The sequence below is a fragment of the Cupriavidus sp. BIS7 genome, assembly GCF_000292345.1.
In the GTDB taxonomy this organism is placed as follows: Bacteria; Pseudomonadota; Gammaproteobacteria; order Burkholderiales; family Burkholderiaceae; genus Cupriavidus.
The window spans coordinates 49516-64919 of sequence record NZ_ALOU01000066.1; the positions used below are offsets into that span (position 1 = coordinate 49516).

The 15404-nt window shown below is 65.3% G+C and carries 17 protein-coding genes and 1 riboswitch; of the genes, 12 read left to right on the top strand and 5 right to left on the bottom strand.

Features of this window, described 5'->3' with window-relative positions; translation table 11 throughout:
- Window positions 1-63 precede the first annotated feature (63 nt).
- Together B552_RS0121460 and thiD are read right to left on the bottom strand one after the other, a co-directional pair.
- Window positions 64-501 (bottom strand): PGDYG domain-containing protein, encoded by a 438-nt coding sequence (locus B552_RS0121460; RefSeq protein WP_019451115.1) that lies wholly within the window; start codon window positions 499-501, stop codon window positions 64-66.
- A gap of 11 nt (window positions 502-512) precedes the next feature.
- A complete protein-coding gene (thiD, locus tag B552_RS0121465; RefSeq protein WP_019451116.1) occupies window positions 513-1343 on the bottom strand; it encodes a bifunctional hydroxymethylpyrimidine kinase/phosphomethylpyrimidine kinase in 831 nt (276 codons plus the stop codon).
- An 88-nt stretch (window positions 1344-1431) separates the two neighbouring features.
- Window positions 1432-1504: riboswitch (S-adenosyl-L-homocysteine riboswitch) on the top strand.
- A 161-nt stretch (window positions 1505-1665) separates the two neighbouring features.
- Between thiD and ahcY the strand changes: the two genes are divergently transcribed.
- The 5 genes from ahcY (at window position 1666) to B552_RS0121490 (ending at window position 5550) form a co-directional block, all read left to right on the top strand.
- Window positions 1666-3084, top strand: coding sequence for an adenosylhomocysteinase (ahcY, locus tag B552_RS0121470; protein ID WP_019451117.1), 1419 nt, complete (start codon window positions 1666-1668; stop codon window positions 3082-3084).
- An 87-nt stretch (window positions 3085-3171) separates the two neighbouring features.
- A complete protein-coding gene (locus B552_RS0121475; protein WP_019451118.1) occupies window positions 3172-3519 on the top strand; it encodes a phage holin family protein in 348 nt (115 codons plus the stop codon).
- A gap of 48 nt (window positions 3520-3567) precedes the next feature.
- Entirely contained in the window at window positions 3568-4398 is an 831-nt protein-coding gene (metF, locus tag B552_RS0121480) for a methylenetetrahydrofolate reductase [NAD(P)H] (protein ID WP_019451119.1), read from the top strand.
- A gap of 6 nt (window positions 4399-4404) precedes the next feature.
- Window positions 4405-4767: a TfoX/Sxy family protein gene (locus B552_RS0121485; protein WP_019451120.1), complete on the top strand. Its 363-nt coding sequence runs from the start codon at window positions 4405-4407 to the stop codon at window positions 4765-4767.
- Between the two features lie 42 nt (window positions 4768-4809).
- Window positions 4810-5550: a Mut7-C RNAse domain-containing protein gene (locus B552_RS0121490; protein WP_019451121.1), complete on the top strand. Its 741-nt coding sequence runs from the start codon at window positions 4810-4812 to the stop codon at window positions 5548-5550.
- Window positions 5551-5664: 114 nt separating this feature from the next.
- Here B552_RS0121490 and B552_RS0121495 read toward each other — a convergent pair whose 3' ends face one another.
- Entirely contained in the window at window positions 5665-6273 is a 609-nt protein-coding gene (locus B552_RS0121495) for a 5-formyltetrahydrofolate cyclo-ligase (RefSeq protein WP_019451122.1), read from the bottom strand.
- A gap of 147 nt (window positions 6274-6420) precedes the next feature.
- On the opposite strand from B552_RS0121495, the gene B552_RS0121500 reads away from it, so the two are divergent.
- The 4 genes from B552_RS0121500 (at window position 6421) to B552_RS0121515 (ending at window position 11590) form a co-directional block, all read left to right on the top strand.
- Window positions 6421-8388, top strand: coding sequence for a lytic transglycosylase domain-containing protein (locus B552_RS0121500; protein WP_019451123.1), 1968 nt, complete (start codon window positions 6421-6423; stop codon window positions 8386-8388).
- A 91-nt stretch (window positions 8389-8479) separates the two neighbouring features.
- The gene (locus B552_RS0121505; RefSeq protein WP_019451124.1) at window positions 8480-9502 is read left to right on the top strand and encodes a complex I NDUFA9 subunit family protein; all 1023 of its coding nucleotides are present in this window, start codon (window positions 8480-8482) and stop codon (window positions 9500-9502) included.
- A gap of 153 nt (window positions 9503-9655) precedes the next feature.
- Window positions 9656-10345: a glutathione S-transferase family protein gene (locus tag B552_RS0121510; RefSeq protein ID WP_019451125.1), complete on the top strand. Its 690-nt coding sequence runs from the start codon at window positions 9656-9658 to the stop codon at window positions 10343-10345.
- Window positions 10346-10348: 3 nt separating this feature from the next.
- Window positions 10349-11590 carry a multifunctional CCA addition/repair protein gene (locus B552_RS0121515; protein WP_019451126.1) on the top strand — a complete coding sequence of 414 codons (1242 nt, stop codon included), beginning with the start codon at window positions 10349-10351 and terminating at the stop codon, window positions 11588-11590.
- Window positions 11591-11699: 109 nt separating this feature from the next.
- On the opposite strand, the gene B552_RS0121520 is transcribed toward B552_RS0121515, so the two are convergent.
- Both B552_RS0121520 and B552_RS0121525 read right to left on the bottom strand, forming a co-directional pair.
- Window positions 11700-11894 carry a DUF2905 domain-containing protein gene (locus B552_RS0121520; RefSeq protein ID WP_019451127.1) on the bottom strand — a complete coding sequence of 65 codons (195 nt, stop codon included), beginning with the start codon at window positions 11892-11894 and terminating at the stop codon, window positions 11700-11702.
- A gap of 3 nt (window positions 11895-11897) precedes the next feature.
- A complete protein-coding gene (locus tag B552_RS0121525; RefSeq protein WP_019451128.1) occupies window positions 11898-13106 on the bottom strand; it encodes an SAM-dependent methyltransferase in 1209 nt (402 codons plus the stop codon).
- Window positions 13107-13122: 16 nt separating this feature from the next.
- On the opposite strand from B552_RS0121525, the gene B552_RS0121530 reads away from it, so the two are divergent.
- The 3 genes from B552_RS0121530 (at window position 13123) to ttcA (ending at window position 15401) form a co-directional block, all read left to right on the top strand.
- Window positions 13123-13941, top strand: a complete 819-nt coding sequence (locus B552_RS0121530) for an SDR family oxidoreductase (RefSeq protein ID WP_026035908.1) — start codon at window positions 13123-13125, stop codon at window positions 13939-13941.
- A 20-nt stretch (window positions 13942-13961) separates the two neighbouring features.
- Window positions 13962-14360 carry a dihydroneopterin aldolase gene (locus tag B552_RS0121535; RefSeq protein ID WP_019451130.1) on the top strand — a complete coding sequence of 133 codons (399 nt, stop codon included), beginning with the start codon at window positions 13962-13964 and terminating at the stop codon, window positions 14358-14360.
- 105 nt (window positions 14361-14465) lie between these two features.
- Window positions 14466-15401 carry a tRNA 2-thiocytidine(32) synthetase TtcA gene (gene ttcA, locus B552_RS0121540; RefSeq protein WP_019451131.1) on the top strand — a complete coding sequence of 312 codons (936 nt, stop codon included), beginning with the start codon at window positions 14466-14468 and terminating at the stop codon, window positions 15399-15401.
- Window positions 15402-15404 lie beyond the last annotated feature (3 nt).

Genomic DNA, 15404 nt, shown 5'->3' on the forward strand with positions numbered 1-15404 from the left:
TGGCTAGGCGTGCGGCCGCAGACAGTACAAACGGTACGGCAAGGCCGCGCAACGACGCCAGAATCATTCTGAGGGCGTCCTTCGATATACGGCAAGAAAACGGGCGCGTTCGGTGATGCCATAGTCGCCGGGCGCGTACTGCATCAGCCAGTCGCCCGGCTTGCCCGTCAGCACATCTCCACCGGTCGACCGCGCGATCGCAAACGCGTGCGGCATTTCCTTCGCCAGCACTGGCACCGGCTTGTTGCGATACGGGCCGGCTTCGCCATGGGCATTCGGGCCCACCGCCACGTACCGCGGATCGAAACGGCCGCGCGATACTACCCAGCGGTCGCCGGTGGCGCCCGTCACGATTGCGTCGCCGCGCTGATAGCGGTTCGGGCCCTCGCGGCTGATCAGTTCTCCCGCCTCGGTGGCAAAGACCACCTGCACGGTTTCATCCTTCACATACCAGCTTGCCGCGCTGTCTTCGCGCAGGTCGATATTCGTCAGTGTCTGCATGGGATTTGTGGTCAGCTCAACGCACGTGGCGCGAAGCTGTGATTGAGGGGGCCGTTGCCGCTGCCAAGGCGCAGCCGCGCGCCCGAGGCGATGGCTTGCGCGACGTAGTCGAGCGCTGCGCCGACCGCGTCCGGCAGAGTATCGCCGCGTGCAAGCTGCGACGTGATCGCCGCCGCCAGCGTGCAGCCGGTGCCGTGCAGGTTAGGTGTATCGATGCGTGGATGGGTGTAGACGCGTACGGTGCCGTCGGCCAGCATCAGCAGGTCGTCCAGCCCGAAGCTGTCCGGGCCGTCGTCCTCCAGGTGCCCACCCTTAAGCAGTACGGCCTGGCAGCCGAGCGCGAGCAGATCCACGGCTGCAGTCTCCATCTCCGCGCGGCGCGTGATGCGGCGGCCCAGCAGGTACGACGCTTCGGGCAGGTTCGGCGTCACCAGCATCGCGCGCGGGAACAGCAGCCTCACCATCGCCTGGCTCGTCGCGTCGTCAGACAGCGTGGCGCCCGAGGTCGAGATCATCACCGGGTCCACCACGAGCTTGCGGATGCCATGGCGATCCACCGCGGCCGCCACGGCCTCGACGATCGCCGCCGCGCCCAGCATGCCGGTCTTGGCCGCGTCTACGCCAATGTCGCTGGCCACGGCATCGATCTGCGCAGCCACCATCTCGGCAGGTATCGCATGGACACCGGTTACACCCAGCGTGTTCTGGGCCGTGATCGCGGTGATGGCGCTCATGCCGAAGCAGCCGAGCGCCGCAAAAGTCTTCAGATCCGCCTGGATTCCGGCGCCACCGCCGGAGTCGGAGCCGGCAATGGTCAGGGTACGGGGTGGCGTGGAAAGCATGTGCAGGACAGGAGCAAACGGTAACAAAAAACGGGAAAAATCTGGCAACTCGCGCCGCACGGCGCGAACAGGCACGCTACAATACCGCCACTCCGAGGAGCGTTGCAACGGATGGCCCTGCCATTCGCCAGGCTCGGAAGTCTCAACGGCGCTCGCTGTTCCGTGGTTCGCACGGGACGCGAGTCGACCTGTCTGCCTGCCTTGCCCGCACATCTCATGTGCCGGCGCGGCCATAGGTTCCCAAATGGTGCCCATCGGTAACCCACCGGGGCTGCCTTCGTACTCCGTCTCGTGCATGACCACTTCAACTCCGGAGTGACTCATGAACGCTGTGACTGACCTCAAGCAAGATTACCTGATCGCCGATATCGGCCTGGCCGGCTGGGGCCGCAAGGAAATCGCCATCGCCGAGACCGAAATGCCGGGCCTGATGGCAATTCGCGACGAATTCGCCGCTGCGCAGCCGCTCAAGGGCGCGCGTATCGCCGGTTCGCTGCACATGACGATCCAGACCGCCGTGCTGATCGAAACGCTCAAGGCACTGGGCGCCGACGTGCGCTGGGCCTCGTGCAACATCTTCTCGACCCAGGACCATGCCGCCGCCGCGATCGCCGCGTCGGGCACCCCCGTGTTCGCGTTCAAGGGCGAATCGCTGCAGGAATACTGGGACTTCACGCACCGTATCTTCGACTGGGCCGACGGCGGCACGCCGAACATGATCCTGGACGACGGCGGCGACGCCACGCTGCTGCTGCACCTGGGCGCCCGTGCCGAGAAGGATGCGTCGCTGATCGCCAAGCCGACCAGCGAGGAAGAAACCTACCTGTTCGCCGCCATCAAGGAAAAGCTGGCAAAGGATCCGAGCTGGTACAGCCGCAACCTGGCAGCCATCCGCGGCGTGACCGAAGAGACCACCACCGGCGTGCACCGCCTGTACCAGATGGCGCAGAAGGGCGAACTGAAGTTCCCCGCCATCAACGTCAACGACTCGGTGACCAAGAGCAAGTTCGACAACCTGTACGGCTGCCGTGAATCGCTGGTGGACGGCATCAAGCGCGCCACCGACGTGATGATCGCCGGCAAGATCGCCATCGTGGCCGGTTACGGCGACGTGGGCAAGGGCAGCGCCCAGGCCCTGCGCGCGCTGTCCGCACAGGTGTGGGTGACCGAGATCGACCCGATCTGCGCGCTGCAGGCCGCCATGGAAGGCTACCGCGTGGTGACGATGGACTACGCCGCCGAGCACGGCGACATCTTCGTGACCTGCACCGGCAACTACCACGTGATCACGCATGACCACATGGCGAAGATGAAGGACCAGGCCATCGTTTGCAACATCGGCCACTTCGACAACGAGATCGACATCGCGTCGATCGAGAAGTACGAATGGGACGAGATCAAGCCGCAGGTGGACCACGTCAAGTTCCCGGACGGCAAGAAGATCATCATCCTGGCCAAGGGCCGCCTGGTGAACCTGGGCTGCGCCACGGGCCACCCGTCGTACGTGATGAGCAGCTCGTTTGCCAACCAGACGATCGCCCAGATCGAACTCTGGCTGGAGCGCGACAGCGGCAAGTATCCGGTGGGCGTGTACACGCTGCCGAAGCACCTGGACGAGAAGGTTGCACGCCTGCAGCTCAGGAAGCTCAACGCGCAACTGACCGAACTGACGGAGCAGCAGGCTGCCTACATCGGCGTGAAGAAGGAAGGCCCGTACAAGGCCGACCACTACCGCTACTGATCGGCTACTGACCGGCCGGTGCGCGATGATGCCTCAAAGGAATCGCGCACAATGGATTCCCTTCACTGACCAGAATAAGGAGTTGCAATGAGACTGTTGGCCGTATGGATCATCAATGCCGCATCGCTGTTCCTGGTGGGTTACCTGATCAGCGGGGTGCATCTTGGCAGCTTCGGCTCGGCCATGATTGCCGCGCTGGTGCTGGGCCTGGTCAATGCGCTGATCCGGCCGATCCTGGTCATCCTGACGCTGCCGGTCACGCTGCTGACGCTGGGCCTGTTCATCTTCGTCATCAACGCGCTGCTGTTCCTGTTTGTCGGCAACCTGCTGCAGGGGTTTGTCGTGCAGGGGTTTGGCGCCGCGCTGCTCGGCTCGATCCTGTACAGCGTGATTTCGTGGATTCTTTCCAGCGTATTGCTTGGCGAGCGCAACTGACGCGCCGAGACTCTTTTTCCGGGGCGCCGCCTGAGCGGCGTGCCAACCATGACTGATCGTTACTACAGCTTCGAATTCTTCCCGCCCAAGACGGCGGAAGGCGCGGAGAAACTGCGCAACACGCGTGCCCAACTGGCGCCGCTGCAGCCCAAGTACATCTCGGTGACATTTGGCGCCGGCGGTACCACGCAACAGGGCACGCTGGATGCCGTGCTGGAAATCCAGCGCGAGGGCATCGAGGCCGCGCCGCACCTGTCGTGCGTGGGCTCCACGCGTGACAGCATCCGGCAGATCCTCAAGACCTACCGCGATGGCGGCATCCGCCATATCGTGGCGCTGCGCGGCGACATGCCGTCCGGCATGGGCGAGATCGGCGAATTCCGCTATGCCAATGAACTCGTCGAGTTTATCCGCGCGGAGACCGGCGACTGGTTCCAGATCGAGGTGGCTGCCTATCCCGAGTACCACCCGCAGGCGCGCTCGCCGCGCCACGATCTCGATAACTTCGTGCGCAAGGTCAAGGCGGGCGCCAACTCGGCCATCACGCAGTACTTCTACAACGCCGACGCGTATTTCCGCTTTGTCGACGATGTTCGCGCGATGGGCGTGGAAGTACCGATCGTGCCCGGCATCATGCCGATCACGAACTACTCGCAGCTGATGCGCTTCTCCGAGATGTGCGGCGCGGAAGTGCCGCGCTGGGTTGCCAAGCGGCTCGAATCGTTTGGCGACGACAAGGAAGCGATCCGCGCATTCGGCCTGGATGTGGTGACCGACCTGTGCGCGCGCCTGCTCGATGCCGGCGTACCGGGCCTGCACTTCTACACGCTCAACGCGGCTGGCGCCACAAAGGCAATCTGGCAACGCCTGAAGTTGTAATCGACCATGCCCGCCGCGCGCCGCCCGGACCCGTTCATCGAGCATCTGCTTGAACTGATGGCGCCGCTGGCGGCCAATATCGGGGCCATCACGGCCAAGCGGATGTTCGGCGGGCACGGGCTGTTCTACGACGGCCTGATGTTCGGGCTGGTCAGCGGCGGGCAATGCTTCCTGAAGGCCGATGACGTCACGCAGGCGCGCTTCGAAGCCGAAAGCAGCGAACCGTTCCGATACCAGTCTGCACGCCGCGAGGTGACGATGCGTCACTACCTGAGCATGCCGGCCGCGTGCCTGGAATCGCCTGTGGCGATGACGCCTTGGGCGCGTATGGCGGTCGAGGCCGCATTGCGCCAGGGTAACGCGCGCTGAGCGCCTTGCCATGACCCTGGCCCAGGGTGTCTACTCGACGCCATGGTCACCGCCACCTTCCGTTTCTACGAGGAACTGAACGATTTCCTGGCGCCAGCGCAGCGCCGCCGGGACCTGTCGTGCCCCTGTGCGCGCGCCGCCACGGTCAAGCACATGATCGAGGCGCTCGGTGTGCCGCATACGGAGGTGGAGCTGATTCTCGTCAACGGCGAATCGTCGCCGTTCGAGCGCATCGTGCATGACGGTGACCGCGTCGCCGTCTATCCCAAGTTCGAATCGCTCGATGTCTCGCCGCTGCTGCGCGTCCGCGACTACCCGCTGCGCGTGATCCGCTTCGTCGCCGATGCGCATCTGGGAGGCCTGGCCCACCTGCTGCGCATGACCGGGTTCGACACGCTATACGACAACCACTACGAGGACAGCGAGATCGAGCGCATTGCCGCCGAGGAGAACCGCATCGTGCTGACGCGCGACCGGGAACTGCTCAAGCGCCGCGGCATCACCCACGGGTGCTACGTGCGGGCGATCAAGTCGTCGCTGCAGGTTCGGGAGATTTTTTCCCGCCTTGACCTTGCGCGCAACGCCAGGCCGTTTTCGCTCTGCCTGGACTGCAACGTGCCGCTGCATCGCATCGACAAGACGGAAGTGGATGGGCGGGTACCGGAGGGCGTGTTTGAGCGCCACGATCGGTTTGTGACCTGTCCCGAGTGCCGGCGCGTGTTCTGGGAAGGCTCGCACTGGCGCAGGATGCAGACGCTGGTGGATGACCTTGTGAAAGCCTGAAAATCGCCACCTGTTTGCTCCCCTCTCCCACTACGTGGGCGAGGGGAGCAAACCAGCAGCCTTTGAAAGGCTCTTGGCGCCTCTGCCCTTCACACTACGTGGGCGAGGGGAGTTCTACATCACACCCCGTTCCGTCACCACCCAGTCCATCGGCAGATCATGCGCCTCCGCCTGCAGCGGTACCTCGCACGCAACAAAGCCGATCCCGATTGCCACCGGCGTGGCGCCAGCGGCCGCCATCGCGGCCAGCGTCCGGTCGTAGAAGCCGCCACCGTATCCGAGCCGGAACTTATCGGCACTGAAACCGACACAGGGAATCAGTAGTGCGTCGGGCATGACTGCCTCGGTGCCGTCGGGCACCGGGATGCCGTAGTGGCCGGTGCGCATCGTCGTGTCCGGGGTCCAGGTATGAAAGTCGAGCGGTGCGCCGGGGCGGCTCACGACGGGCAGCGCGGCCACGCGGCCGGGCATCGCGGCAAGCCACTGGGCCACCGTGTCGCGCGCGTCGAACTCCTGCTGGATCGGCCAGTAGAACCCCAGCCGTTGTACCCCGATGCGTTCGAGCAACGGTGCGAGCGCGGCCGCAATCCGGGTATCGGCAGAGGCGCGATCGGGCAGCGCGGCGCGTAACGCGAGCAGGCGGCGGCGCACCGTGCGGCGGTCTTCCGGGGCATTGAAATAAAGGCTGTCCGGCCCGTTGTCCGGTGCTTGGTTTGACGGCATGGCGTGCAATAATGGCCAGCGAACAGACATCTGAAAACAATGCCGGACGCGCGAATGACGACGCGCGCCGAGTGAAATGAATCCTGCGGGGCTGTTGCGCGACAGGCGTTGCGTGACAGGCCCGCGACCTGACAAGGAATACCCAGAATGCCGAAGGGAGTATATCTGCGCCATGCCGGCCGCATCGCCTGGCTTGCGTTCGCAGGTGCGTTGCTGGCCACGCCGGCCTATGCGCAAAAGCGTTTGCCCGCGCCTCAGAAGACGGTGCAGCAACAGCCGCCCGCACTGACCATTCCGACGGACCCGGATGACGCCTTCGTGGCGCTGCGCGACGCTGCCCGCAAGAATGACGCCGACCGGGCCGCTGCCATCTCGGCCACGCTGGTCGATTACCCGATTCCGTCGTACGTCGAGTACTTCCGCATCAAGTCGCAGATGTTCGATTCGAGCGGCCAGGCCCGGATCGACACGCCCGACGCCGAGATCGCCGCGTTCCTGCAGCGCTACCAGGGCGAGGCGATTGCCGACCGCATGCGCAATGACTGGCTGCTGGTGCTGGGCAAGAAACGCGACTGGGCCAATTTCGATGTCCAGTATCCGCAGTTCGTGCTGAAGGACGACTCCCAGGTGGAGTGCTATGCACTGCTGTCTCGCGCGCTGAAGGGCCAGAACGTGGCCGCCGAATCGCGTGCGGCGCTGGTGGACCCGCGCTACTACGGCGAAGGCTGTGTCGACCTGATCAACTACCTCGCGCAGAGCCAGCAGATCCAGCGCGGCGACGTGGCCTTCCAGGCGCGCCAGGCGCTGGAGCAGAACTACACGACGCTGGCCGGCAAGATCGCCGCCGCCTTGCCCGATGCGCGCGTGGACGGCGACTCGCTGGCCACCGTGGTCAAGATGGCGCGCACGGATCCCAGCCAGGCCGCTTCCTATCTGGGAACGATTTCCGGCAACCTGTCGCGCGACGAGCAGGGCGCGGCGTGGGGCGTGGTCGGCCAGTTTGCCGCCAAGAAGCTGATGCCCGAGGCGGCCGGCTACTACCGCCGCCAGATGGACCTGGGCGGCAACCAATGGCTGTCCGACGAAACGCAGGAGTGGCGCGTGCGCGCCGCGCTGCGTCAGGGTGACTGGAAGCAGGTGCGCCAGTCCATTGAGTTGATGCGCCCCGAACTGCGTGCCAAGGACCCGGCGTGGACGTACTGGTACGGCCGCGCGCTCAAGGCCGATGGCCGCAACAATGACGCCCAGCAGCAGTTCCAGTCGATCGCGGGCCAGTTCAACTTCTACGGCCAGCTTGCCAGCGAGGAGCTGGGCAACCGTATCACGCTGCCGCCGCGGACCACGGTCAGCGACGCGGACGCGATGGCGATGCGCACGCGCCCCGGCTTCGTGCGTGCGCAGAAGTTCTATGACCTGAACCTTCGCTTCGAAGGCAATCGCGAGTGGAACTGGGAACTGCGTGGCATGAGCGACCGCGAACTGCTGGCCGCGGCCGAGTACGCGCGCAAGATCGAACTGCTCGATCGCACCGTCAACACGTCCGACCGTACGAAGGCCGAACACGATTTCGCCCAGCGGTTCCCGATGCCGTATCGCGACATCATGCAGCGCGCCACCGACGAAGTCGGCCTCGACATGGCCTGGGCCTATGGCCTGATCCGTCAGGAATCGCGCTTCATCATGAACGCACGGTCGTCGGCGGGCGCACATGGCTTGATGCAAGTGATGCCGGCCACGGCCAAGTACGTGGCGCGCAAGATCGGCATGGCCGATTTTTCGCCCACGATGATGGGAGACCCCAACATCAACATCATGCTCGGCACCAACTACATGAGCATGGTGCTGACGGACCTGGACAGCTCCTGGACGCTGGCGTCGGCTGGCTACAACGCTGGCCCGGGCCGGCCCAAGGCGTGGCGTGCAAGCCTGTCGCGCCCCGTGGAAGGCGCGATCTTTGCAGAGACGATCCCGTTCACCGAGACGCGGACGTACGTGAAGAATGTGCTTTCGAACGCTACGTACTATGCTGCATTGATGAGTGGCCGGCCCCAGTCGCTGAAAGACCGCCTGGGAATGGTCGCGCCGTCCTCGGTTACGACGACCAGCCTTCCCTGAGCCTGAACCGGCACTCTGACGGGGCGGTGGGCCCCGTGGCCACGGACGCGCGCATCGACGCCTGCGTAACGTGATCGTCACGGAGCCCACCATGCAGACCAGCAATGTTCTCGTCATCGGGGGCGCCGGTTTCATCGGCAGCCACCTCGTCTCCCGCCTGGCCGGAGCGGCCAGCGCCTCCGGCGCGCCGCTCGATCCGGCCACCAATCCCGATAGTCCCATCGCGCCCGACCGCATCATCGTCGGCACGCGCAATATCGAGCATGCCCAGCACCTGCTGCTGCTGCCACGCGTGGAGGTGGTCGAGCTCGGCCTGGCCGACGATGCCGTGCTTGACGATGCGATCGGCTCGCTTGGCGTCGATGGCATCGTCGTCAACCTGGTGGGTGTGCTGCACGGTGACCGCGGCGAACCCTACGGCCCGCAGTTTGCCGCCGCGCATGTCTACCTGCCGCGCCAGCTTGCCGATGCCTGCAAGCGCACCGGGGTCCGCCGGTTGATTCACATGAGCGCGCTTGGCGCCGACGTGGAAGGCCCGTCGATGTATCTGCGCAGCAAGGGCGAGGGCGAGCGCATCGTGCGGGACAGCGGGCTGGACTGGACGATCTTCCGGCCGTCCGTCGTATTCGGCCCCGACGACCATTTCCTGAACCTGTTCGCCCAGTTGCAGCAGATGGCGCCCGTGGTGCCGCTGGCATGCGCCCACGCGCGGTTCCAGCCAGTGTTCGTGATGGATGTGGTGCAGGCCTTCGTCAATGCCATGGTCAATCCGGAGACGGTGGGCCAAACCTACGACATCGGCGGGCCACAGGTCTATACGCTGGAGGAGCTGGTGCGCTTTGCCGGCCAGGCGTCCGGCCATCCAAGGCCTGTCATCGCGCTGCCCGACGCGCTGGCACGGATACAGGCTGCGGTGCTCGAACACATGCCGGGCGGAGCGGTGCTGTCGCGCGACAATCTCGACTCGATGCGGCTCGACAACGTGCTGGCGCACCCGATGGCGTCGGAGCTTGGCCTGCATCCGGTCAGCCTGGAGGTGGTGATGACGGACGTGCTGTCCGGCCGCAATCGCGATAACGTGCTGCAGGTCATGCGCGGCAGTGTGCATCGTTGACGCACGGCTGCGCAGTCCGATGTGATCCTGGCTCACAGGCTTGCGAACGCATTTCGTTTGGAATGTGCTGCCCGAGGCCGATAGAATGATCGGTTCGCGGCTGCGCCGCCGCGCCCGCGAATTCTTCCGATCTCCGTCCCCCAAGGATCTGCGATGAAGCTTGTCATCGGCAACAAAAACTACTCCTCCTGGTCGCTGCGCCCATGGATGCTGTTGCGCCAGGCCGGCATTGATTTCGAGGAAATCCCGGTACGCCTGTTCACGAAGGAATTCGCGGCCGAGATCGCGCGCTACTCGCCGGCCGGCAAGGTGCCAGCGCTGATCGACGGTGATGTGACCGTGTGGGATTCGCTGTCGATTTGCGAATACGTCGCCGAGCGCTTTCCGGCCAAGGCGCTGTGGCCCGTGGACGCCGCCGCGCGTGCGGTGGCGCGTTCGGTCTGCGCCGAGATGCATTCGGGCTTTGGCGACCTGCGCAGCCAGATGCCGATGAACGTGACGGCCATTCTGCCGGGCCTGGGCTGGAATGTGGCCGTGCAGCGCGATATCGACCGCATTGCCGCCATCTGGACCGACCTGCGCACGCGCCATGGCGCCTCGGGCCCGTTCCTGTTCGGCAGCTTCACGATTGCCGACGCGTTCTACGCGCCGGTGGTCAGCCGCTTTGCCACCTACGGCGTGCACCTGCCCGAAGTGGCGAAGGCCTACGCGGACTTCGTGCTGGCGCTGCCGGTGATGCAGGAATGGGTGGCCGCGGCGCGCGAGGAGCGGGATTTCGTTCCGTCCGACGAACCGTATCGCACCGCGCCGGACCGTCCGGACGCCATCATCGTTTCGGGCTGACCCATGCAGGTGTACGCAGTCGGCGGGGCCATCCGCGACAAACTGCTCGGACTGTCGAGCCAGGACCGTGACTACGTCGTGGTGGGCGCCACGCCCGCCGCGATGGAGGCTGCCGGCTTCAAGCCGGTGGGCAAGGACTTCCCGGTCTTTCTGCATCCGGTAACGAAGGCCGAGTACGCGCTGGCGCGCACCGAGCGCAAGACCGCCGTTGGCTACAAGGGTTTTGCGTTCTACACGGGCGCCGACGTGACGCTTGAGGAAGACCTCGTGCGGCGCGACCTGACCATCAACGCCATGGCGCAGGCCGTGGACGAGCACGGCAACCTGGTCGGCCCCGTCATCGACCCGTATGGCGGCCAGAAGGACCTGGCCGCGCGCCAGTTCCGCCACGTGTCAGAGGCGTTTGCCGAAGACCCTGTGAGGATCCTGCGCGCAGCACGTTTCGCCGCGCGCTTCCAAAGTTTCGCCGTGGCACCGGAAACGGTCGCGCTGATGCGCAAGATGGCCGATGAGGGCGAGGTGGATGCGCTGGTGCCCGAGCGCGTCTGGCAGGAACTGGCGCGCGGGCTGATGGAGGACATGCCGTCGCGCATGTTCGATGTGCTGCGCGAGTGCGGCGCACTCGCGCGCCTGCTGCCCGAGCTGGACAGGCTCTGGGGCGTGCCGCAGCGCGCGGACTACCATCCGGAGGTCGATACCGGCGTGCACGTGATGATGGTCATCGACTACGCGGCAAGCGTGGGCGCGCCGTTGCCGGTGCGCTTCGCCGCGCTGGCGCACGATCTTGGCAAGGGCACCACGCCCGATCATGTGCTGCCGCGCCATATCGGCCATGAACAACGCAGTGTCGATCTGCTGGAAGCCGTCTGCCAGCGCCTGCGCGTGCCGAATGATTGCCGCGAATTGGCTGTGGTGGTGGCGCGCGAGCACGGCAATATTCATCGCTGCACCGAGTTTGGCGCTGCAGCGCTGACGCGTCTGGTGGAGCGGTGCGATGCGTTGCGCAAGCCGGAGCGCTTTGCCGAGATACTGCTGGCCTGCGAGGCCGACGCACGCGGGCGCCTGGGATTCGAGCAGAAAGACTATCCGCAAACGGCGCTGCTGCTGGCCGCGCGCGAAGCGGCGGCATCCGTGGACGCCGGCGCCATCGCAAAGGCCTGCGGGGACAGGGTCGACCTGATCAGGGACCGCGTGCACCAGGCGCGCGTGGCGGCGGTGGCGCAGCAGCTGGCGTTGTCGGAATAAGAGAGGCGTATCGAATGCTGTCGGTTGGCTCCCCTCTCCCGCGCGCGGGAGAGGGGCAGGGGCAGGGGAGGGGAGGGGGCCAGCGCTGGAACAACTACAGCAATCGCGACTACAACAATCGCCCAATCACCAGCGCCACCAGCGACAACACAATCGTCGAGGCGAACGGAAGTACATAATCGCGCCCGAACAGCCGGAACCGCACGTCTCCCGGCAGGCGCCCAAGTCCGATCTTCTGCAGCCACGGTAGCGAGGCCGACAGCACGATCACGCAGAGGAATATGGTGAACGTCCAGCGCAACATGGCTTAGTCGATGTCCTGAAGCGCGAACGCGCGATCGCCGCGCGCGAAGCCGTCGAGCGGCAATGCATCGTCGATACCGCGCGTGAGCGCGATGACCTTGAACAGCTCGCCCATCTCCGCTTCCGACAGCAGCTTCTGTACCGCGTTGGCCTGTGGCAGGAACGCGCGTGCGTCGCTCGGGTCCAGCGACATCATCAGGTCGGTGATGCCGGCATTCATCAGGAAACGCGCCTGCGAGGCAAAGCCGGACACGCTCAGGCCGGCCTCGACGGCCGCATGGGCGATGCCGCTGAAGTTCACGTGCGCGGTAATGTCCTGCAGCCCCGGGTAGAGGAACGGGTCCGGGTGGGCGTGGTGCCGGTAGTGGCACATCAGCGTGCCGCCCGTGCGGTGCGGGTGGTAGTACTCCGGCGCCGGGAAGCCGTAGTCGATGAAAAAGGCCGCGCCACGCGCGAGCATCGCACCCACGGCGCGCGTGAAGCCTTCCGCCTCGGCATGGGTCTCGGTGACGAAATCGTGGTCGCCGAGAATCGTGTGCAGCACGGCGGGAAGCGCGCCGTCTTCCAGCGGCCGGTCCTCGAAGGTGAAGGTCTCGGCGCCGGGCTTGCCGTCCTTGCCGCAGACCACACCACGTTCATGCCAGCGTCCGCCAATGCGCGCGAACAGCCGTACCGGCATCGCGTCGAGCACCTCGTTGCCGATCACCACGCCTTCGAAGCGGTCGGGCAGGGCGTCCAGCCAGGTGACGCGCCCGGCCAGATGCGGGGCGCGCTGGGCAAGCGTGTCCTGCTGGCGCGTGCGCAGTTCGCCCGACAACTCGACGATCTGGTACGTATCGGGCAACGCGTCCTCGGCTTCCAGCGCAAGCAGCAGGTCGGCGGCCAGCCGGCCCGTGCCGGCACCGAATTCCATCACGCGCGGCAGGTTCATGCGGATCAGCGGCGCGAACTGGCGCGCCAGGGTGCGCGCAAAGAACGGCGTCAGTTCGGGGGCGGTGATGAAGTCGCTGCCATCGTTGACGTCGCGGCCGAACTTGGCCGCGCCGCCACTGTAGTAGCCGAGCCGCGGCGCGTAGAGCGCCAGCGACATGTAGCGGTCGAAGCCGATCCAGCCGCCGGCGGCATCAATGGCGCCCGCAATAGAGACGGAAAGAGCCGCGGAGGCGTCGAGCGCATCGGCGGAGGGAAGGGGTAGACTAGCAACTTTCTGCATACCGCGAATTGTAGCAATGCCAGATTCACAGACTTCAGGCGCTTCGCAAACTTCCAGCGCCAAATCTCATGGCGTGGCGCTTGTCACCGGCGGCGCACGCCGCCTGGGCCGTGCCATCGCCCTTGAACTCGCCGTGCAGGGCTGGGACGTAGCCATCCACTGCAACCGCTCGCGCGATGAAGCCGAGGCGCTGGCCACGCAGATCCGCAGCCTGGGCCGCCGCGCCACCGTGCTGCAGGCCGACCTGTCCGACGAGGCCGCCACCAGCAAGTTGATTCCGGCCTGTATCGATGCGCTGGGCGCGCCGGCCTGCCTGGTCAACAATGCCTCGCTGTTCCAGTACGACGTGGCCACCAGCTTCTCGTATGGATCGCTCGATACCCATATGCGCACCAACGTGGCGGCGCCGCTGCTGCTGGCGCGTGAGATGCACAAGGCGCTTGGTGCCGATGGCAACGAGGCCGAGCAGCGCGGCGTGGTGATCAACCTGCTGGACCAGAAGCTGAACAACCTGAACCCCGACTTCCTGTCGTACACGCTGTCCAAGGCCGCCCTGCAGACCGCCACCGTACAGCTTGCGCAGGCACTGGCGCCGCGCTTGCGCGTGGTGGGCGTGGCGCCTGGCATCACGCTGGTGTCCGGCGACCAGTCCGACCCGGGCTTCGTGCGCGCGCATGGGATGACCCCGCTGCGCAAGTCGTCCACGCCGGAAGACATCGCGCAGGCCGTGGCCTATCTGGCCGTGGCGCGCGCCGTGACCGGCACAACCCTGTACGTCGATGGCGGCCAGCACCTGATGCCGCTGGCCCGCGACGTGATGTTCCTGACCGAATAAGCAGTTCCGAGTACCTGACCATGACCTTTGCCGCCCTTTCCCACCCCAGCCTGCAAGACTGCCGCCGCATGTTCCTGCGCAACTTCGAAGTGCAGATCAACATCGGCGTGCATGAATTCGAGAAAAAGGGCGAACAGCGCGTTCTCGTCAATATCGACCTGTTCGTGTCGCTGGCCGAAACCACGCCGCACGCCGACAAGCTCGAGGAAGTGGTGGACTACGACTTCATGCGCAACACCGTGGCCGCGCGCATGGCCCAGGGCCATATCCACCTGCAGGAAACGCTGTGCGACGACGTGGCGCGCGCCATGCTGCAGCATCCCAAGGTGCGCGCCGTGCGCGTGTCCACCGAGAAGCCCGATGTCTACCCCGACTGCGATGCCGTTGGCGTGGAGGTGTTTCACATCAAGAAGGACTGAGCACCCGGGCCGCGCGCCCACGTGGATGTGCGCTGGCTCCAGTAGAATGTTGGCCCGTTGAATCCGGGCCATTGTTCAGCGCCCGCACTGATCCAGGTATGTCATATGAGTCACTCCGCTAACTTCTACCGCCTTGAAACACGCCTGCAATCGCTGACCGGCAAGGCCATTGGCGACTTCGGCATGATCGAGGACGGCGACACCGTGCTGGTCTGCATGAGTGGCGGCAAGGACTCATACACGATGCTTTCGGTGCTGATGGCGCTGCAGAAACGCGCGCCGATCCAGTTCAAGCTGATTGCGATGAACCTGGACCAGAAGCAGCCCGGCTTCCCCGAGCACATCCTGCCGGAGTACCTGAAGGCACAAGGCGTGGAGTACGTGATCGTCGAGGCGGACACCTACTCGATCGTCAAGGAGAAGGTGCCCGAGGGCAAGACCACGTGCTCGCTGTGCTCGCGCCTGCGCCGTGGCGTGATCTACCGCACGGCCAAGGAGCTGGGCGCCAACAAGATCGCGCTGGGCCACCATCGGGACGACATCGTCAACACGTTCTTCCTGAACATGTTCTTCGGCGGCAAGATGAAGGCGATGCCGCCGAAGCTGGCCACCGACGACGGCCAGCACATCGTGATCCGTCCGCTGGCGTATTGCCCGGAGAAGGACATCGCGTCGTATGCGCGAGCGATGCAGTTCCCGATCATCCCGTGCAACCTGTGCGGCTCGCAGGAAAACCTGCAGCGCAAGAAGGTGAGCGAGATGCTGCAGGCGTGGGAACGCGAAAATCCCGGCCGGATCGACAACATCTTCTCGTCGCTGCGCAACGTGGTGCCGTCGCACCTGGCAGATACCGAACTGTTCCCGTTCACCGGGCTGGCCACTGGCCTGGCCAAGGTCGACGAGGCATCACTGTTCGGTGAGACCACCTACAGCCAGCAGGCGCTGACCTTCACGGGCAATGTCGAGGCAAACCGCATGGAATTCGTGCGGTTCGACAAGATCCAGAAGGGCTCGGAGCAGGCCTCGGAACCGGCAGCCTGAGAC